This is a genomic window from Paenibacillus borealis (assembly GCF_000758665.1).
GTDB lineage: Bacteria > Bacillota > Bacilli > Paenibacillales > Paenibacillaceae > Paenibacillus_AQ > Paenibacillus_AQ borealis.
Window position 1 is genome coordinate 2,902,249 of sequence record NZ_CP009285.1, and the last position, 20,338, is coordinate 2,922,586.

Here is a 20,338-nt window from a genome sequence, read left to right on the forward strand (position 1 = left end):
GCGGGCACACTCTGCTGGAAATTCACAATACTATTTGGGTGGTGTCAAAATGGCTTTGAAGCGGAAATCAATTATAGGGTATCTAATCGCGCTGGCAGTGGTTGTCGTTGCGGCAGTTGCCGGCGGAATCATGGCCAAGGCTGATCCGCAGACCTGGGACAGCCAAGCTGATACCAACTGGTATGTAGCGACCAATGATACCTTCAAAATTAATAGTGAAGAAAAGCTTGCGGGTGTTGCCAAGCTGGTTAATGAAGGCACTGGGAATGGTCTGCAAGGCAAAATTCTTGAAATTACGCGAGACATGGATCTCAAAGACTATCAATGGATTCCCATTGGTACAGCCGAGCATCCATTCAAGGGTACTCTGATCACTGAAGGTGGTCTAATCAAGAAAATCTCCAATATGAATGTCGTTACAAATTTGTCCTATCAGGGTCTGGTAGGAAATATGGAGGGCGGGACAGTCGGCGGTCTGACTTTTGAAGGGGCTGGCTCCATCACTGTCACCGCTGTAACCTATGATGTATATGCAGGCTCCGCAGTAGGTAAAATGAGCGGCAGCAGCATTGTTTTTGATATTACCAACAATATTAATATCAGCACTCATGCATCCCCGTACCACTCCTACACGGGCGGAATTGTCGGAATGGGCGCAGGCATGATCTCTAACTCTATCAACAACGGAACCATTACGGCGCAAGGTTCAGCTGATATCGGCGGAATTTTGGGCTACGGAGATTCCAGAGGCATCATCATCAAAAAAGTTGTAAATAACGGAGCAATTCTCGCACAAGGTACTGGCAGTGCGGCAGTGACTGCCGGCGGGATTGCAGGTCATACTACAGGACCGCTTAGCCTTAGTGATGAAGATACTCCAATCACCAATACTGCTTCTGTTACGATTACTGGCGGAAACCAGGTTACGGCAGGCGGGATTGTCGGTAAAGTAGACAACACCGTAGTATTCTCTAACATGACTACCAATAATGGTGCGATTTCGGTTAATGCACCTGCGGCAGAAGGCTCAGCAGCCGGAGCGCTTGTAGGGGCAACCGGTACGGTTGCCAGTCCACCGGTAAATATTACGTTTGTAAATACCGCTCCGGTAGTGAATAACGGCGGCAAGAATGTATACACCGCAGGAATTGCCGGATACACCGGCAGTAAATTCACCTGGACACATGCGTATGTTAACACGCAGCCGATTACAGCTACAGGTACACAAAATATATCTACAGGCGGATTTGTCGGACATGCTGCAGGCGGACTGGTAACCAGCAACGCCACAGCGGCAGCGTTTGAGAATACAGCGCTTATCTCTGTTAACGGGGGAACAGCGGTATACACCGGTGGTATTACGGGTTATGATGCCGGCGGGAATATGAGTCAGGCCTCCTCCACAGGTGCACTGAATGTAAAAGGTACAGCGGATGTATACACCGGCGGTATCGTAGGGTATGAAGTCGGCGGAACGATTACATCATCAGTAACCGGCAAAACCGCAAACGATCTTCTGGCGATAACTTCAGATGGTACAATCGGCGGAATCGCCGGTTATCTGGAAGGTACCCTGAATGATTCTTCTGTTAAATATGCAACACTGCAGGTAACTTCTGCAGGCGGGGTTATCGGCGGAATTGCCGGCAATGCACAAGGAACCATGAACAACATCACTGCTGGTGATGCTTCCTCGGCAAGCTACAGCACGTTAATTCTGAAAGCTGTGGTGGCTGCTCCGGCAGACGGCCAGGACAATATCACGTTCGGCGGCCTTGTAGGCGTGAACACTATGCCACTGGTTCTGGACGGCGGCAAGGCTGCCCGGATCAGCTTCCTGAATGAAGCCGGCAAAAGCGGATATACCATTGGCGGCGCAGCAGGTAAGCTTACTGCAGATGCAGAAATCGGTACTGTGGCCGTACCTGTGGAAGTGCAGGATATACAAGTTGAGCTGAAGGCAGATAAGGTAAGCTTCGGCGGCGGCGCAGGGAATAACTCGGCTGCCAAGTTCAATGGACACACGAGCCGTACTGAAATCAAGGCTACAGGCGCTTCGGTAAAAGCAGGCGGAATGTTTGGTGAGAACCATTCAGCAGCGCTTTCTCCAACTCATGCGGAGAATGTAGTCATCACCGCAACAGGGGCGGACTACCAGCTTGGCGGTAATACCGGTCTCAATACCGGACAGCTGGTCAATGCTAAAGTTACTCAACTGTCTATTGAGGCAAAAGGTGTGCGCGCTGAAGCCGGCGGGATTGCCGGGCATTCGGAAGGAACGGCTGATCCGGCTGGCCGGGCAGGAATTACGTCAGCTGTGCTGAATGTTCCCGGGGATGCCCCGATGATTACGCTGGCTGCTGCGGAATCCAAAGCAGGAGCGATCGTAGGGGCTGCGAAAACTACGGATATCAAAGATCCGGAAGTGAACGCAGAGGACGGAGCCCAGCTGATCATCCAGGCGCAAGCAGCTAAACCGTCAGTCGGCGGCTTGGCAGGTGCACTTGAGAACAGCGCTATCTACAGTGACAGCAAAATAGTGAATCTGGAAAATACGCTGATTCTGGTAGCGCCAGCCGCTACGGATGCCTATATTGGCGGTATTGTGGGTTATAACGAAGCCTCCAGACTGGAACGGCTGGTAGGAACGGCAGTTAGTCTGACGCTTAATGCACCGCGCGCTACTGCAGGCGGGGTTGCCGGATATAACCACGGCAGTTCTTCGGGAATTATTGCGAACAGTTATATTAGTTCCCTGAATCTGAAAGCTAACGCCGGAGCGGTATCGTCAATGATCGGGGGGATTGTGGGCTTGAATGCTGCCCAGACCATTGATCCCGTATTGAATCCCGCTACAGCGGTTAGTACGATCCAGAATACCCGTACACTGGGGACTGTATCCGCTGTTTCACCTACTTCAATCGTGGGCGGAATGGTTGGGGAGAACCGCAGTCTGATTGCCAACAACAGTATTACTGATAAGATCACGGTAATCTCAAGAGGCGATTCTTCCATCATCGGCGGTTTGGCCGGTGTAAATACTGCATCAGGAACGCTTTATTACACCTATTCCAATGCTAACCTGACCATTGAGGGTACAGGTACTCATGCTGGCGGATTAGCCGGGGAGAATGCAGGGGCAGTTATTGGTTCTTATGTAGATATCGACGTTACCGGCAACGCGAAAGGAACAGCAAGCGGTTCGGTCTATCTGGGTGGACTGATCGGCAGAAATACGGCCGGTACGGTGGAGCAATCCTACTCCTCCTCCAAGGTTACGGCGAACGGCGTATATACAAATGTTGGCGGTCTGGTCGGGGAACACTCCGGCGGGAACATCAAGAACTCTTACGTTGCAAAAAGTGTAGCGGCTACCAAAGCTAATTCATACGTCGGCGGTTTCATCGGCAGAATTACGAACGGTAAAGTAAGCAATGTATACTCGGCGGCAGAAGTTACTGCCGGTCCGGGCGCTTATGCCGGCGGTTTCGCCGGACGTTATGACAATGCAAGCAAAGAACTTCTCTACAAGTCTTATTACATTAAAGATGAAGCACTGAACATCAACAGTGATCTGCCTGATTTCGCTGAAGGCAATCACCGCTGGCTGAACGTGCATGTCCGTCTGACCACGATCCTGTCCGAAACGCTGAAGGACAGAAGCGTCTTCCCGGGATTGTCAGGCTGGGATTTTGAAGGCGCCTGGAAATACGGCTCGCTTAACGCGGTATACCAATATCCTGAGGTGAACCGTGCAGCTAATACCGGCGGTGAAACCGGCAATGAGGTCAATGCCAATATCAACTGGTATATGAAGGATAAGAATGCCATTGGATTCCAGATTACTACTGAAGCGGAGCTTGCGGGTCTTGCGGGCATCGTCAACGGATCTATTGCCGGAGTAGACAAATTCGACTTTGCGGACAGAACGGTGACGATTATGAATCCGATCCATATCCAGTCCAAACAGTGGGTGCCTATCGGCGATAAGGAAGCGAATCCTTTTGAAGGAACCCTTGAAGGAAACAATCACCTGATTGACGGTTTGACTCTGCAGCCTGTGTACAAGTATTCCGGATTGTTCGGAGTCATCGGTACGAAGGCAATAGTGCAGAATATCAATCTGGAGCCGCTCTCTGTTTCCGGCAACCAGTACACGGGAGTCCTTGCCGGGACAAACCTGGGTACTGTGAACAACGTGGATCTTAAGCTGCTTGGCGGCGTGAAGGTCAGCGGCGGGATTGTCGGAGGCATTATCGGCCAGAACTCAGGCAGTATTGCAGGCCTGCAGCTTACACTGGACGGCGGAAGCCGGATTGAAACAGTCGCTGACCACGGTATTGCCGGTGGGCTAATCGGTGAGAATACAGCAGATTTCACAAAAGAGACTTATACAATTACGGATAAAGACGGAAGCATCGGCAGCGCTGCTGACCATGCTATTGTCGGCGGGCTTATCGGAGTCCAGACGGGTGATGTAACGGGTCTTAAGCTTGAAGTGAATTCGCGTTACCGGGTTTCGGCTACGGGAATGGAATCCACTGTCGGCGGAATGATTGGACAGTTCACTTCAGGCCAGGCTAAGGATCTTACGCTGACCTTCGCAGACGGAACGCTTGAAGCACGCGGACTCGGCTCGATTCTCGGCGGAATCATCGGCCAATCGGATGCCGGAAACAGCATCAGCAATGTCACAGTGACAGGCTTCGGAAGCGGTGTGCAGTTGACCGCCAACGGTACTGCCGGTGGTGTTGTAGGCGTTAAAGAAGGCAAGCTGGGCGGAATGTTAGCCCGGTCCATTGATCCAGGGAACAGCTTTGATATCGATCATGCAGTAGTTGCAGGCGTGAAGCTGGTTACGACTGGCGACAGCCTGAAGGCAGTACTCGGCGGGATTGCCGGATCGGCAGCCCATACGGCGGTCAATGATGTCCGGTTCAATGCTTCTTTGCAGGCCGCAGGGGAAGCCATTACTGCCGGAGGTATCCTGGGAGAGAGTGTGAATTCTATCCTGTACAATGCGGATGCGTCACCTGATCTTCAGGTTGCAGCGAAGAACGGCGATGCAGCAGTCGGCGGGATCGCCGGAACGGTCTCTGCGGATGATATCCACCGGGGCTATGATTTCGGCAAAGCCTATCCGCTGTACAGCGGCATTTACATTGCCAAAGTTCATAACGGCAAAATAACGGTCACTGGGGCAGATAATACTGCTGACCTCTATGTGGGCGGTGTGGCAGGCAAGAACGACAATGCCTCAATCTATAGTTCTGAGGTTGCTTCCGAGCTGAATGTAACCGGCGGAAACACAGTGAATGCAGGCGGAGTTGCCGGATACAGCAGCGGTATCATTGTAGATACCATCGTGAAGACCGGTCTGCATGCGGATACCAGCAGAGTGTATAATGCCGGCGGACTTGTCGGCTGGGGATCAGGCGGCGAGATTCATTACAGCAAGGTGATCGCCGGATCTGGACAAGCTCTGACGGTTGGCACAGCGTTAACGCTGGGTCAATCTGTACCGGCGACACATGCCGGCGGGGTAACCGGTATGGGGGATACAATCAGAATTACGCATACCCATGCGGATATTCCGGTACTGATTACAGATACCAACCAGGACAATACTATCTATGCGGGCGGCTTTGCCGGACTTCTGGGTGATAACGGTACGCTTGCCGGACAAATCCAGAAATCCTATGCAACAGGCAAGCTGAACGTCAGCGGCAAATTAGGCTCTTATGCCGGCGGCTTCGCCGGTTCAGCAGATCATTATTCGATTACGGATTCTTATGCGTCCGGTGACATCAGCAATACCGGCTTCGATACACGCAGCGGCGGTTTCGCAGCAGCGGTGGAGAGAAGCGGCAGCATCAGCAATTCTTACGCGTTGCAGAACAAGATTTCTACAGTCGGAGTGAAGTCTTCGACCCGCTCTTACAACGGTGGCTTTGCCGGTTATAATGACGGGACTCTGACAGGCGTCTATGCCAATGTTCCGGAGATTTCAGTTAATGTAGCAGGCAATAACGTCTCTACAGGCGCGCTGGTCGGCTATAACTTCCGGGATGGCAAAATTTCCGGTTCGTCGTATACGACAGGTACGCTGACGGCAGGACTGAATGCTGTAGGCCATAACGCAGGTGCGGCAGCGGGCGCTGTGAGTTCAGCGGCGGTTAATCCGCTTAGCTCGGGCACATGGGTTATCGATTATGACACCACATTCCTGAACGATCTGACTGACGGAACAATTACGGTTCAGACCCCGCTGCAACTCTCGGGTGCAGTCATGTTCTATAACGAGACAGGGCTGAATTATTACAAGCTGTTCAACAGAACAGCTGAAGACAAACCGGAGCTGGCAACCATCCTGGTTGGAGCGGATATTAATCTTGCCGGAAGCACTTGGACCGCTTTCGACAGCTTCAAGGGAGTGTTTGACGGTCAAGGTCATACGATTAGCGGACTTTCACTGAAATCCCCAGAGCAGCAGACAGCCGGATTCATTAAAGAAAACCACGGTCAGATTCTGAATGTGAACTTTACCGGAGCGGATATTTCCGGCGCAGTAAATTCCGGTGTTGCTGCAGGGATCAATCATGCAGGCGCAGTAATCCAGAATGTTAACGTCAGTGGTTCCGTAGCTGGCAGTGCCACAGCAGGCGGAGCAGCAGGTGTGAATCAAGGCAGCATTGAGAAGGCTGCTAATGACGGAGTTTCTCTTTCGGGACAAGGCCGTAAAGGCGGAATTGCCGGACGCAACGCCGGAGTCATTCACCAGGCAGTGTCCAAAGGCAATATTGATGTTACTGCCACACTGGCAACCGGCGGAATAGCTGGTGAGAACAGTGCGGAAGGTACAATTTCAGAGTCGATTGTCTATGGCGATATCCATGTGGCTTCGGCCCAGGCTATAGCCGGAGGGATCAGCGGTCTGAACGCGGGAGAGATCAAGAACAGCTATTCTGCCGGTGCCATTTACGCAGAAGGAATGTCTACAGCATGGGCTGGCGGTATCGCCGGTCTGGCGGAGAGCGGATCTATTACTTCTTCCCTGAATACCGGAGAAGTGAAAGCTGGTGTGAAAGGTAAAATTCTGCCGCTGCAGGCCTTCTTCGGAGGGATAGCCGGACAGAAGTCAGACCATGCAACCATCAGCCAGTCCTTATTCAACAGACAGATGCTGAAGAATAATATTGCCTTCTACAATCTGGATGGCCAAGCAGTAGCCGGCAACAGCAGCAGTGCAATGGGGCTGCTTGGCACAGAGCTTACCAGCCCGAATCTTCCGGCAGGTCTGGATGCCGGAATCTGGAAAGCACAGAACACATTCTATCCGGCGCTTCTGGCCTTTGACGGAACAGAAGAAGGAACTCTTGCTTCAGCGGCTGTTATACTGAACCCGCAGGATCTGATTAACCGTGTGGGTTCGGCATTCAACTTGAGCGGCAGCGGAGCACTGGGTTGGAGCGCAGATCCGTCCAAGGCTGAAGTGAACGGTGCTGCAGGAAGCTTGAAACAGGGCGGCAGCGCAGTACTGAAGGCAACAGCAGGAGGACAGAGCAGAAGCATTACAGTTAATGCAGCTGCACTGCAATACCCGGATCCGGCCGCTATCGCACCAGCTGCAACACCTGAGGAGCTGAGCTTCTCGGCGGAAGTGAAGGTAGAGCTGACAACAGCGGAGCCGGGCGGCCAAATTTATTACACGCTCGACGGCACAGATCCTACCGAAGCTTCTCAGCTATACAGTGAAGCGATTGTACTGAAGGACAAGACAACTGTTAAAGCAATCACCATTGTTCCGGGCAAAGAGTATAGCAAGGTATCGGCCTGGACCTGGACGCTGTTAGTTTCCAGCGGCGGAGGCGGCGGCGGTGGTGGTGGTGGTGGCGCTGTACCGGCCCCAACTCCGACTCCGACCCCTGTTCCGGTGATTACCGCTATTGCCGGCACTACGACGGTGAACGGAGACAGTGAAGCTCCAGTGAAGATTGCCAAGAACAGCAAGCTGAAGCTGACAGCTCCAGAAGGGCAAACGATCTACTATACAACGGACGGAAGTACACCGACATTAAACAGCATGAAATACACCGGTGAGCTGTTGATTACCAAGACCATGACGATCAAAATGATCACAGATAAAGATGATACTGTGACCACCATTGATTATGTAGTGGAGAATGCCAAGTACAGCCTGAAGAGCAACGCAGGAGAAATTAAGTATATCGCTGCTTATCCGAATGGTTTGTTTATGCCTAATGCAGCCATTACCAGATATGAGCTGATCCAATCTCTTGCTCCGCTGCTGGATATGGAAGAAGTGAATGTAGGAAACCTGTTCAATGATGTAAGTGCAGGCAACGAGGCTTTGACCGGATTCTTCGCTTCGGCAGGCATAATTGAAGGCTATCCGGACGGCGGCTTCGGAGGAACGAAGAGCTTGACGAGAGCCGAGTTCTCCAAGATCATGACTACAGTGCTGAAGCTGGATGTTACAGCGGCCGGAGTTACGAAGCAATCGGATCTGAAGGGCCACTGGTCAGAGAATTATGTCAACGCGCTGTCCAAAGCGGGTTATGTGCAAGGCTTCCCTGACGGTACCTTTAAGCCGGGATCACCGATTACCCGTGCTCAGGCTGTAGTGCTGATCAACCGGATCGCCGGTACGAAGAAGCTGACTGTAACAGCTGTACGGTTCAAGGATCTACCGGCAACACACTGGGCATACAAAGATATCATGTCGGTTGTGCAATAATTTGTAGTTCTTTTATGAAGGAGATTGGCGGATGAAAACAAAACTGCTTGCCGTAAGCCTGATCTTCTCTTTGATCTCGGCGGTGCTCTTCTATTCAGGCACTACCAGCGCCGATACACCAAGCGTGTATAACGCTGAACAGAGCTACGGAATTGCGAATGAAGCCATGTTCTATCTGCGGGTACTCAAAAGTGACGGTACCGCAAGTTCCACGGGGACAGGAATTATCCTGTCACCGGCCGGAACAGCGGCAACGGCGTATCACGTGGTCAAAGGTGCAGAGCGGATGGAAGGGGTGATGGCAGATGGAAGTATTATCAGTCCGATTAAGGTCACGAAATTCGATGAGCTTAAGGATGTGGCAGTCCTTGAACTGCCAAGTCCTGCTGCTATGAAGCAGAAGGGCAATGCATATGCATATCTTCCTCTGCGCAAAGACGTGCTGAAGCATGGAGAAGCTGTATTCGCACTGGGCTATCCGCTTAAGAATACAGCGATTATCACCGAAGGGATTGTCAACACGCCTGCTGCGGAGATCAACGGAAGAAGCCGGATTCTGACTTCGGCCCAGGTGGCAAGCGGGATGTCCGGAGGTCCGCTGTTGGATACGCATGGCCAGCTTGCGGGAATTATCTCCGGTTCTCTGCGGACGATGAATAACATTCATCTGGTTGTAAATATGGAGGATCTGCGCAGCCTGCTGCCGGCATCCTTCAAGTAGTGTTCATTCCAGAAGCGGCTTAGCCAAGGGTGGCCGCTGCATAATAATAACAATGGCTGTCCTCTGACGTTTGGAGCAAACGCGGGGACAGCACTTTTTTTAGAAACCTGTATCAATAGACTGCGTAATTCACCCGTCCGGAAGGAGGAGGAACCCCGATGATCAAGGCATTTCTGCTGGATATGAACCAGAAGGATCTCTATAAGCTGTCTTCCATGCTGCAGCATACAGGCAAGGTGAATGTGATTGGAATGTCGGCCTATCCCGAGAATGTTGTGGACAAAATTGTTCTGCTGCAGCCGGATGTACTGTTTCTGGATCTTCAGCTGCCCGGCCAGCAAGGAATGGTTGTAGCCGAACGGGTAAAAAAGAAGCTGCCGGATATTCAGATTGTGATTGTTACAGAGAGCAAACAGCATGCCCTGTGGGCCTTCGACCAAGACATTGTGGATTATGTGCTGAAGCCGCTGGAGGAGGTCCGCCTGGGCCAGTCACTCGAACGGCTGCATAAGGGTAGCTGAAGCATCAGACTGAATCAGGATGCCGGAAGTCTCTCTCCATGTTACAATAAACGGACAAGCAGAAAGGATGGGTGATTTAGTTGAAGTACGATTTTAACCGTATCATTGACCGCCGCAATACCCGCTCATACAAATGGGACCAGTCCGAGAAGCTGTTCGGAGACAAGGAGATTCTTCCGCTTTGGGTCGCGGATATGGACTTTGAGAGCCCTCCTGCCGTGAAGGAAGCGATTCTGCGCCGTGTGCAGGAAGGGGTATACGGCTATAGTGTGACGAGTGACTCCTACAAAGAGGCAATTGCCGGGTGGTACCGCAGACGTCATGACTGGGAGATTCAGAAGGAATGGATCACCGATTCCCCGGGAATTGTGACCTCGCTGAGCCTGTCCGTAGAGCTCTTCAGCAAGCCGGGAGACCAGGTAATCTTGCAGTCGCCGGTATACTATCCTTTCTATGATGTGATCCGGATGAATGACCGTAAGGTGGCGGTCAATCCGCTTAAGCTCGAAGAAGGCCATTACGTTATGGACTATATCCAGCTTGAAGAGCTGATGGCCGGCGGCGCCAAGCTGCTGCTGCTGTGCAGTCCGCATAATCCTGGCGGCAGAGTGTGGGAGCGGGAAGAGCTGCTGCGTCTTGGAGAGCTGTGCCTGCGGTATGGTGTAACGGTAATCTCGGATGAAATCCATTGCGATATGGCAATGCCGGGCTACAAGCATATCCCGTTTGCGTCCCTGTCGCCGGAGCTGTCGGATATTACTCTGACCACGCTGGCAGCGACCAAAACCTTCAATCTGCCGGGCCTGCAAACCTCGTATATCGTAACCTCTAGTCCCGAGCTGAAGCGGAAATTCGAGTACAAGCTGAAGGCACTCAGTCTGCACATGTCGCCATTCTTCACGCCGGAGGCGGTTGAGGCGGCTTATAATGAAGGCGGAGAATGGCTCGATGAGCTGGTGCAGCATGTCAGCGGTAATGCCGAGTATGCCATCAGCTACCTCGCCGAGCATCTGCCGCAGGTGAAGCCAATGAAACCCGAAGCCACCTATCTGCTGTGGATCGATTGCCGTGCACTGGGGCTGGATGCGGACGGGCTCAAGAAGCTGATGTACCGTGAGGCCAAGGTGGCTTTTAACGAAGGTTCTGTCTTCGGTACGGAAGGCCAAGGCCATCTGCGTATCAATCTGGCCTGTCCGCGTTCCATTCTTGCCGAAGCGCTGGAGCGGTTCACTCAGGCTGCTGCCCCTTATGTTCAGCAATAAAGCTTATACGTATGCTTCTAGCTGCGGCATATAGTTGTATAGTGTGCAATTGCAAGCAGCGAAAAGTAGCATACCATAAATCAGACGCTTTATTAAAACATTTACTGCGATCAAGAAATCCGCGCCCTTAGGGGTAGCGGATTTCTTGTTATACCGCTGCCTGCGAAGGTTGAAGGTGTCCCGCCAACCTCGCGGTCAACACCCCTTGCTGCCTCACAGGAAATTAAGTGCATACCTCCTCTATCAACAAGCAAGCTCCATTCTCAACGCAACTCAAGTCGGTCTTCCCCTCGTTCCCGGCATGCGCATCAACCACAACCGCTTATTGAGCAGACCGCAGACCCGTGTTAAGATGGGCAGTACGGCTGGCAGAGTAAGTATATATAGAGAGTGGGAGAGATAGAGATGAGCAATAGCAATATAACCCGGATGATTATTGACTGTGATACAGGAATAGACGATGCTTTGGCTATTCTGTATGCCCTCCGCACACCGGATGTGGTGGTTGAGGGGATTACGACGGTGTTTGGCAATATTGATGTGCAGCAGGCGGCGGACAATACGCTGCGGCTGCTCGAACTCGCCGCTCCGGGGTATGAAATCCCGGTAGCGCTTGGAGCGTCCAAGGCACTGGTCCGTGAGCTCACGGGCTTCTCGACCCATGTGCATGGGGAGAACGGGATTGGCGGTGTTCAGCTGCCCCCTTCCCGGCAGGTGCCGGTGCAGGAGACGGCGGCAGAGTTCATTGCGCGGATGGCGGATGAGAACCCGGGTGAGATTGTGCTGGTAACGCTCGGGCGGCTGACCAATCTGTCGCTTGCGCTGGATTTGGACCCGCAGTTGACCTCCAAGCTGAAGAAGGTAGTGGTCATGGGCGGCACGGTCTTTAAGCCGGGCAATGTGACTCCGGTGGCCGAAGCTAATCTGTGGGGCGACCCGGAAGCAGCTGACCGTGTATTTACCTCTGGCCTGCCTGTGCTGATGATCGGGCTGGACGTTACACTGCAGACACGGATTACCTCAGAGCATCTTGAGCTGCTGAAGCGCCATGGACGCGAAGAGAACAAATCCATCATAGACTTCATGGAGGAGTCGCTGGAGTACTATTTCAAATTTTACCGGGAAGCCAATTATCTGATCAACAGTGCGCCGCTGCATGATCCGCTTGCCCTCATGGCTGCGCTGCAGCCGGATCTTGTGACTACGCGCAGGATGAAGGTCCGCGTGGAGCATCAGGGAGAGTTCACCTCAGGTATGGTCGTGGCAGATTTGCGGCCGCAGCCGAAGGTTGGACATTTCATTGAGGTGGCGGTGGATGTGGAGGCTGAACGGGCGGTTGGCGTCTTTTTGAATGCGTTTATGTGAGTGTGGTATAAGTGAAATGATTATGCTTCAGCAGCCCTACTTCCATAGCAGACATTTGAATCTCCCAATAGTTACAATCTATTAATTTGCTATAATTACCTGGTTTGGTAAAATGGTAGGGGATGTAAGGTTGAGAGATTCATAATCTATCTAATAGAGAATGGGGAACTAATTAATGAAGCATCTGGCTAAAATAGTATTATGCGCAGCGATTTCACTGGGGAGCTACTCGGCACTTCCTGCAAGTGCTGCACAGGCGGCACCAGGCGGTGTAAGTATTCTGCTGGACGGATATCCGCTGCCGTTTCCGGTAGAACCCGCCATGATGAGCGGAACGACAATGGTACCCTTCCGTGCGATCTCTGAGGCACTGGGCATTGGGGTGGAATGGAATCAGGCGGCCCGCCAGATTACTGCTACGCAGAAGTCCGCTGGTGAAGCAGCTCCGGTAAAAGTTATCCTGACCCTGGGCAGCAAAAATGCATCCGTGAACGGGGCGGTAGTGAAGCTTGATGTAGCGCCGCAGAATATCCGCGGGACGACGATGATTCCGCTCAAGTTCTTCAGCCAGCAGTTTGGGGCGGTTGCTTCCTGGAATCAGGCTTCCAAGACCGTATCGATTACATCGCCCAAGCGGGATTTGTACACCTTAGGATTCTATGCACAGAAGGCCTATAGCGAAGTTTCACTCATTCCAAGCTTTGATGCGGTAGCCTTCGGCTGGAGCCGGATTGACCCGGCCGGTCAATTCACTACAACCGGTAAGGATTTCTGGTGGCCGGAGGCTGCAGGAGAGGTAACGCCGGAATCCATTGTCCAGAATGCCGCAGCGGGAGGTACAGCCCCGTATCTGATGGTTTACTCCAGTGACTCAGCTCTGGAACTGAGCAAGAATCTGGAGGACCCGCAGCTGCAGCAGCAGACGATTGCAAGTATTGTGGATCTGGCTTCACAGAAGGGATTCCAGGGCATCGGACTGGATCTGGAAGGACTCGGCTTGACCGGAGATAAGGCACTTGTGCAGAGCCAGTATAATGCTTTTGTCAAAAATCTCTCCGTGGCCGCACGCGCTGCCAGTCTGAAGCTGACGGTGATTCTGCATCCGCTCAACAGCTCCTATAAAGGCTATGATTACAAAACGCTTGCTTCGCTCGCTGACGATCTGGTCATTATGGCCTATGCCTACGAGGGCGAGAAGGGGCCGGAGCCGATGGATAAAGTGGATGAAAGTATCCGGCTGGCCCTGCAGCAGGTCAGCAAAGACAAACTGATTCTCGGCATCTCGGTGTTCAGCGAGAATGATTCCTCGGTCAATGCGAAGATTGGCCTGGCCAAGCGTTATGGCCTCAAAGGAATCGCCATCTGGCGTTTGGGTCTCATTGGCCAGCCGGTGTTCAGCAGAATGGGCGAAACGGTAGAGTTATAACAAGGCTGCAAGCTATTATCTTTCATAATTCAATAGAGACTGCTGCATGGTGAATGAGACCGTGCAGCAGTCTTTTTTGCAAATATAAGCATGTATATATTTCACACCGATATCAAATGTCACATTAACCTGACGGACAAACCTGTATAATTCTATAGGTTGACCTTTTCAATGATGATTCTAAATATAGGAGGACTATAGAGCATGAGTACGAAATACAAAGCACTGGAACTGGATAAACCGATGACTTATGAGCTGGAGGGGCTGGAAGTCGGAGTCACCTCGAATTGCAATTTCCGCTGCGATTACTGCTGCGCTTATAATAGAAATGATGGACAGAGCATTAACGGCAAGGAGGTTATCCGCATTCTGGAGGAGCTGCCTAATCTGAAGCGTGTGCGCCTCTCGGGCGGTGAGGTGACGCTGAAGTTCCAGGACTGTGTGGACATTGTGGCTTACTGCACCTCCCGCGGGATTCAGACCCAGCTTAATTCGAACGGCAGTCTGCTGAATGAAGAACGGATCGGACAGCTGGTGGATGCCGGCTTGACTACTATACATATTTCCTTCAATTTCACTACCGCCGAAGCCTTCTCGCGTTATTACAATATTCATACGAGCATCTATCACAAAATCAGAGAGAACATCACCATGTTCGCCAAAACAAAGGTGAATGTGGTACTGGAAACGCTGCTGTTCAACGAAACGCAGGACAATATGCGCGAGATCAACGATCATGTGTATTCCATGGGTGTAAGAACGCATGAGATCCAGAACAGCATTATTATGGGGCATACCGGCTGGAAAGCGATCGCCGCCCGTGAACAGCTGAAGAATGCCGTGAACGAGCTGATCGCCCGTAAACCGGAGGATACCACGCTCTACTTCACTTGTATGGACCGGTTCATGGACGCTATGGGCTTCGAGGAACAGCCGGGAGTCTACTTCCCGCACTGTATTGAGGGTATGAAGCAGCTTCACCTGCACGGGAATGGCGATATTCTGATCTCCGAGCTATGCCACCCGGTTATTATCGGCAATATTTACAGTGGCACCTCGCTGAAAGATCTGTACAGCAATATGCCAACACCGCTCGAAAAGTATCTGGAGAAGCGGCCTTGCCCGGCGCTTGATGCGCTTTTCCCGCAAGGGGTATAGTCCGGCGGCGGCAGAAGATATCATGTGCGGACACTGTTTTGCGCATTACTACCAGGCAGGATCACAGCTGAACAGCTGTGGTCCTGCTTTTTACTGGGGATGACCTGGAATGACAGGTATTTATGACTTTATTTCAACAATAAATGAAAAATTTCATGTATAATCATCAGCATGAACTGTATAACAATGCAGAAACCTTCTGCTTCATTACTATAGAAACAGATATAACACATATGGACTGGGAGGATTTCATCATGATTTACGGATTTTTACTATTGCTGCTGGCCTGCTGCTTCCAAGGCAGCTTCGGGCTGGGGATGAAGAAATACCAGCCGTTCTCCTGGGAAGCGTTCTGGACGATTTTCTCGCTGGTAGGGATATTAATTATTCCGGTTGTCTGGACTTGGATCGAAGTGCCCAACTTCTTCAGCTATATCCGGCAGACGCCTGCTGATGTGCTGTGGACGGCTTCCTTCTGCGGTTTCCTGTGGGGCATCAGCTCGATCATGTTCGGCAAAGCGATTGATTCCATCGGTGTCTCGCTGACCTACGGCGTGAATATGGGGATTTCGGCATCACTCGGTTCGCTGATTCCGCTGTTCATCTTTGGCAATATCCCGGCGGCATGGTCATTTACGGTACTGCTGACCGGCACAGTAATTATGCTGGCCGGCGTTGCTGTAATCACCAAGGCCGGCTTGCTCAAAGAAAAGATTATTACTGCTTCCGGTCAAGGGACAAGCTCCGGCACTAACCTGACCAAGGGCCTAATTATCGCTTCAGCTGCCGGGCTGGGCTCTGCTGCGATGAATATCGGCTTCTCCTATGCGAGCCAGGCTGCGGATATTGCCGTTGCAGATGGAACAGCCAGGATTAGTGCCAATCTTATTTCCTGGGTAATTACGCTGTCCGGCGGCTTCATCGCTAACTTCGCGTATGCCTTTATTCTGTTAATCAGGAACCGCACCTATAAGGATTATTTCGCCAAAGGTGCAGGCCCGGCTTACGGTAAGGCACTGTTAACCGCGGCTGTCTGGTTCCTGGCACTTGGTGTCTACGCCAAGGCAACGGCATTGCTGGGTCCGCTCGGCTCGGTCGTGGGCTGGCTTGCCTTCAACGGATTGTCACTGATCATCAGCAATGCGTGGGGACTTAAGGATGGGGAGTGGAAAGGGTTCGCGGCTCCCAAGAAGCTGCTGCTGTGGGGGAATGTAATATTGATTCTGTCCTGGATTGTGGTGGGGATCGCCAACAGCATGGCGTAGGATATTCCGCAAATTGGCAATTTTTCACTCTTCCGGGCGGCTTGGTTCTGTTATGATTTCATTAGAGGTGTTAACCAAGACCAAGAAATCTGCAGAGAAGGAATGTGTGGCCCGCCATACATAGAGGGATACAACATGCTTAGTGCAATAAGACGCGGATTAATATCTTCCAATGTTGTGCTTGAGAAAATAATGCCGCTGCTCACACCTACAGCCATTGTGGTTGGTGTGCTTAACGAGGCGGCGCTACTGCCGTTCACCTGGCTGGTGCCGTGGATTTTTGCTTTTATGACGCTGATCGGCAGTCTGAAATCCAATTTCCGTGACTTGCTGGCGGTTCTCTCCAAACCGCAGAAACTGATCATCCTGCTGATTATTCTGCATGTGGTGATGCCGCTGATCGGCTGGCTGGCAGCAATGGCCTTTTTCCCGGGAGATCCGTATACAGTTACAGGGTATGTGCTGCTCTTCGCCATTCCGACCGGTGTGGTCAGTGTGGTCTGGGTATCGATGCATGGCGGGAATATTGCCCTTACACTGGCTCTGATCCTGATTGATACGCTGCTCTCCCCGCTGGTTGTACCGGGGACTCTGTATCTGCTGATGGGGGCGAGCGTACAGATTGAGATCGGTGAAATGATGCGGGGTCTGCTGTACATGGTGGTGCTGCCGTCCGTAGCGGGGATGCTGCTTAATCAGTTCAGCAAAGGCAAGGTTACGGCAGTCTGCGGCCCGCCGCTGGCGCCATTTGTCAAAGTAGGCCTGTTCACCGTGGTTTCGATCAATGGCGCCAGCATTGCCCGGTATCTGAAGCATCCGGACGGCAAGCTGGCCCTGATTATTGCCGTTACCTTCGTTACAGTCGTACTCGGTTATGTCATCGGTGCTGTAGTCTCACGCCGCCTCCGCTGGGATTATAAGGATGCTGTTGCGGTACAGTTCAACTCCGGTATGCGCAATCTGAGTGCGGGGGCGGTACTGGCGGTGAAATACTTCCCGCCAGCCGTCGCTCTGCCGGTCATTTCCGGCATGCTGTTCCAGCAGATTCTGGCCGCCTGCTCCGGCATGTTCATCCGCAGCCGGGCCAAACGTCTGTTGCAGGCCGGACTGGAGGCAGAATCCCTGGTTCATCCAGGAGGGCCAAAGGTCACACCTGCCGAGGGCCGCATTTCATTATAGAACTTACCTGGAATCCCGCAATTCCTCCTTGTTCGGTACCGCTGTATGCGGCTGGGGGGACTTGCGGGTTTTTCAGGCTGAATATAAATAAAAATAGTTATATTTCACTATGATTCGACAAAATGCGATATTATTTCCGAAAATTCGTCTAGCAATATTAATTATTTCTGTGGGAAATCCGATAGTAATTGTAATAAATGTTACAGTTTTTAGCTGTACTGGTACTAGTGGATGAGATAAAGGCGGAAGGGTGTAGAAAACTATGAAGATTCGTATGAAGCTATCGGTTATGATGATTGTCGTTACACTGATTTCTACAGCATTAATGGGGGTTTTTACGTACACCAAGTCCACTGGCACCATCTTGAATCTGACTGAATCTTCTATGGCGCAAGTAAACACTAACAAAGCGCAGACTATTGCGGCAATGATTGATAAAGAGAGACGCAGCATGCAGCTAGTTGCAGGTGAAAGCGAAATCGCGGAACTGCTGCTTCAGGCCGGAAACGGCGAACTTACTACCGGAGATGCACTGCAGAATGAAGTGAATGTGAAGCTTCAGGGCTTAGTCAAGGATGCAGGCAACCTGGAGCATATGTTTGTAGTTGATATGAAGGGAGTTGCGGTTGCAGACAGTGATACCAAGCTGGTCGGCACCGATTTCAGCGAAAGAAACTACACGAAGAATGTATTCAAGACAGGTGAAGCTGTCGTCAGTGAGACCTTGAAATCTAAATCCACCGGAGCTTATGTATTGGCCTTTGTTCATCCTGTGAAGAGCGGGGGCAAAATGATAGGTTTCGTCGCTTCGGCGGTTAATGCGAACAGTGTTATTAAGTATCTTGCCGATGCGAAGGTGACCAATGCGCCCTCATCTTACGCCTATCTGGTCGACGAAACCGGCAATATCCTCTACCATCCGGATGAAACGAAGATCGGTTCCGTGGTTGAGAATGCAGCGATCAAAGCGGTTGTGGAGCGTGTGAAGGCGGGCGAGACCGTACCGGATGGAACGGTGCAGTACACATATGAAGGCGCGGAGAAAAAAGCGGCGTTCACCGTTCTCCCGGAGACTCACTGGACCCTGGTACTGACCGGAGATCTGGAGGAGATCATGCTGCCTGTACAGAAAATGACGAATTTTATTATTTTACTCGGAGTGGGAAGCCTGCTGCTTACGCTGTTGATTGGGGTTACTGTAGCTACCCGTATCTCCTCACCGATTATCAAGCTTACCCAGCTGATTAACCGCACGGCGGAGCTGGATCTGAAGTATGACAACCAGTATGAATACCTCACCAAAAATAAAGATGAGACAGGCACCATTGCCAAGGCAATGTTCCATACCCGCGCCGTTCTGCGTGAGATGGCCGGAAGCCTGATCTCGATTTCCTCGAAAGTGCTGGATAATGCGGAGACGCTGGAGAAGCTGTCCATCGACGTCAGAGAGAATGCGCATGATAATTCAGCCACTACGGAGCAGCTGTCGGCAGGAATGGAAGAAACGGCGGCATCTACCCAGGAGATGACGGCAGCGATTCATGAGATTGAGAACAATGTCAGAATGATCTCCGGCAAGGTAAAAGAAGGCTCCGGCGTATCCGGGCAAATTACGGAGCGGGCATTGGCGCTTCAGCATGATGCGGTAACTTCCACCGAGAATGCGAAACAGATCTATGGCTCGGTGCGCGGCGAGATGCAGAAGGCTATAGAGCAATCGGGTGCCATCAACGAGATCAATGTGCTGGCGGATACGATTCTCTCCATTACAAGCCAGACGAATCTGCTGGCCCTCAATGCGGCGATTGAAGCTGCACGGGCGGGAGAGGCCGGCCGCGGATTCGCAGTTGTCGCGGGTGAAATCCGCAAGCTGGCCGAGAAGTCGTCGGAGACTGCGGCAGGCATCCAGGGCGTCGTTAAAAGTGTATACAGCTCTGTAGAGCAGATGATCGAGCATTCCGAAGCAATGCTGACGTTCATTGACCAGAATGTGCTGGGTGATTATGAGCGGCTGACAGAGGTCAGCCAGCAGTATAACAGTGATGCTTCAACGATTAACGAGTTGATGAACCAGTTCGAGGAGGCAGCCGATCACCTGAACGAAACGGTGTCCAGCATCGCCATCGCTGTCAATGAAGTAGCGGCTACTGTGAACGAAGGCGCGATCGGTGTGCAGGATATCGCCGAGAAGACGGCGGATATTGTGGAGAAGACCTTCCATGAGGCCACCATGGCTGATGAGAATACGCAGAGCGCCAAGGAGATGCAGGTTCTGGTCGAGAAGTTCAAAATCTAAGCCGGGTTCAGCAGATTTTTACCCGCGCTTCATCTGATTTTAAGCTTTGGGGTATATATTAAACACATAACCCCCCTTTAATATAACTTAGACCCCGCCGGACGCTGGCGGGGTCCCTTTTTTTTGTTGGCAGATCACCTACTCTTCGGATTGTGGCCATCACCTGAGTTCAGTTTCACCGCAAGCATAATGGAGGTGAATATCCGCGTTTAAGTGCACTGGTGTCCGTTAGCCTGCGTAAAAGAAGCTTTTGGCATAAATAAGCGCTGCTCATTCCGTTACACTCAGCCAGACCACACAATCTCAACATTCCTCAACCCGATGCTTCTGCAAATGGTGAATTACGGTGTAAGCTGGGTTTTATGGAGGAAAACGAAGGTTCGGTAT

At 51.8% G+C, this 20,338-nt stretch carries 10 protein-coding genes; all 10 read left to right on the forward strand.

Annotated elements, in window-relative coordinates; translation table 11 throughout:
• Positions 1–49 precede the first annotated feature (49 nt).
• The 10 genes from PBOR_RS11980 (at position 50) to PBOR_RS12025 (ending at position 19,951) form a co-directional block, all read left to right on the forward strand.
• Positions 50–8,758, forward strand: coding sequence for an FN3 associated domain-containing protein (locus tag PBOR_RS11980; RefSeq protein WP_042211857.1), 8,709 nt, complete (start codon positions 50–52; stop codon positions 8,756–8,758).
• 31 nt (positions 8,759–8,789) lie between these two features.
• Complete coding sequence (locus PBOR_RS11985) at positions 8,790–9,479, forward strand: S1 family peptidase (RefSeq protein WP_039303936.1); 690 nt, start codon at positions 8,790–8,792, stop codon at positions 9,477–9,479.
• A gap of 158 nt (positions 9,480–9,637) precedes the next feature.
• Entirely contained in the window at positions 9,638–10,000 is a 363-nt protein-coding gene (locus PBOR_RS11990; RefSeq protein WP_042211858.1) for a LytR/AlgR family response regulator transcription factor, read from the forward strand.
• Between the two features lie 80 nt (positions 10,001–10,080).
• Positions 10,081–11,262, forward strand: a complete 1,182-nt coding sequence (locus PBOR_RS11995; RefSeq protein ID WP_042211859.1) for a MalY/PatB family protein — start codon at positions 10,081–10,083, stop codon at positions 11,260–11,262.
• 405 nt (positions 11,263–11,667) lie between these two features.
• Positions 11,668–12,627 (forward strand): nucleoside hydrolase, encoded by a 960-nt coding sequence (locus PBOR_RS12000; protein WP_052429447.1) that lies wholly within the window; start codon positions 11,668–11,670, stop codon positions 12,625–12,627.
• Between the two features lie 175 nt (positions 12,628–12,802).
• Complete coding sequence (locus PBOR_RS12005; RefSeq protein ID WP_042211860.1) at positions 12,803–14,053, forward strand: stalk domain-containing protein; 1,251 nt, start codon at positions 12,803–12,805, stop codon at positions 14,051–14,053.
• Positions 14,054–14,257: 204 nt separating this feature from the next.
• The gene (locus tag PBOR_RS12010) at positions 14,258–15,211 is read left to right on the forward strand and encodes a radical SAM protein (RefSeq protein ID WP_042211861.1); all 954 of its coding nucleotides are present in this window, start codon (positions 14,258–14,260) and stop codon (positions 15,209–15,211) included.
• A 254-nt stretch (positions 15,212–15,465) separates the two neighbouring features.
• A complete protein-coding gene (locus tag PBOR_RS12015) occupies positions 15,466–16,476 on the forward strand; it encodes an L-rhamnose/proton symporter RhaT (protein ID WP_042219299.1) in 1,011 nt (336 codons plus the stop codon).
• 135 nt (positions 16,477–16,611) lie between these two features.
• The gene (locus PBOR_RS12020) at positions 16,612–17,655 is read left to right on the forward strand and encodes a bile acid:sodium symporter family protein (RefSeq protein ID WP_042211862.1); all 1,044 of its coding nucleotides are present in this window, start codon (positions 16,612–16,614) and stop codon (positions 17,653–17,655) included.
• Between the two features lie 262 nt (positions 17,656–17,917).
• Complete coding sequence (locus PBOR_RS12025; protein WP_042211863.1) at positions 17,918–19,951, forward strand: methyl-accepting chemotaxis protein; 2,034 nt, start codon at positions 17,918–17,920, stop codon at positions 19,949–19,951.
• Positions 19,952–20,338 lie beyond the last annotated feature (387 nt).

What these genes read in the sequence shown, in the direction of transcription:
- PBOR_RS11980 (WP_042211857.1), top strand. Translation starts at nt 50, where the DNA reads ATGGCTTTGAAGCGGAAATCAATTATAGGGTATCTAATCGCGCTGGCA.
- PBOR_RS11985 (WP_039303936.1), top strand. Translation starts at nt 8,790, where the DNA reads ATGAAAACAAAACTGCTTGCCGTAAGCCTGATCTTCTCTTTGATCTCG.
- PBOR_RS11990 (WP_042211858.1), top strand. Translation starts at nt 9,638, where the DNA reads ATGATCAAGGCATTTCTGCTGGATATGAACCAGAAGGATCTCTATAAG.
- PBOR_RS12000 (WP_052429447.1), top strand. Translation starts at nt 11,668, where the DNA reads ATGAGCAATAGCAATATAACCCGGATGATTATTGACTGTGATACAGGA.
- PBOR_RS12005 (WP_042211860.1), top strand. Translation starts at nt 12,803, where the DNA reads ATGAAGCATCTGGCTAAAATAGTATTATGCGCAGCGATTTCACTGGGG.
- PBOR_RS12010 (WP_042211861.1), top strand. Translation starts at nt 14,258, where the DNA reads ATGAGTACGAAATACAAAGCACTGGAACTGGATAAACCGATGACTTAT.
- PBOR_RS12015 (WP_042219299.1), top strand. Translation starts at nt 15,466, where the DNA reads ATGATTTACGGATTTTTACTATTGCTGCTGGCCTGCTGCTTCCAAGGC.
- PBOR_RS12020 (WP_042211862.1), top strand. Translation starts at nt 16,612, where the DNA reads ATGCTTAGTGCAATAAGACGCGGATTAATATCTTCCAATGTTGTGCTT.
- PBOR_RS12025 (WP_042211863.1), top strand. Translation starts at nt 17,918, where the DNA reads ATGAAGATTCGTATGAAGCTATCGGTTATGATGATTGTCGTTACACTG.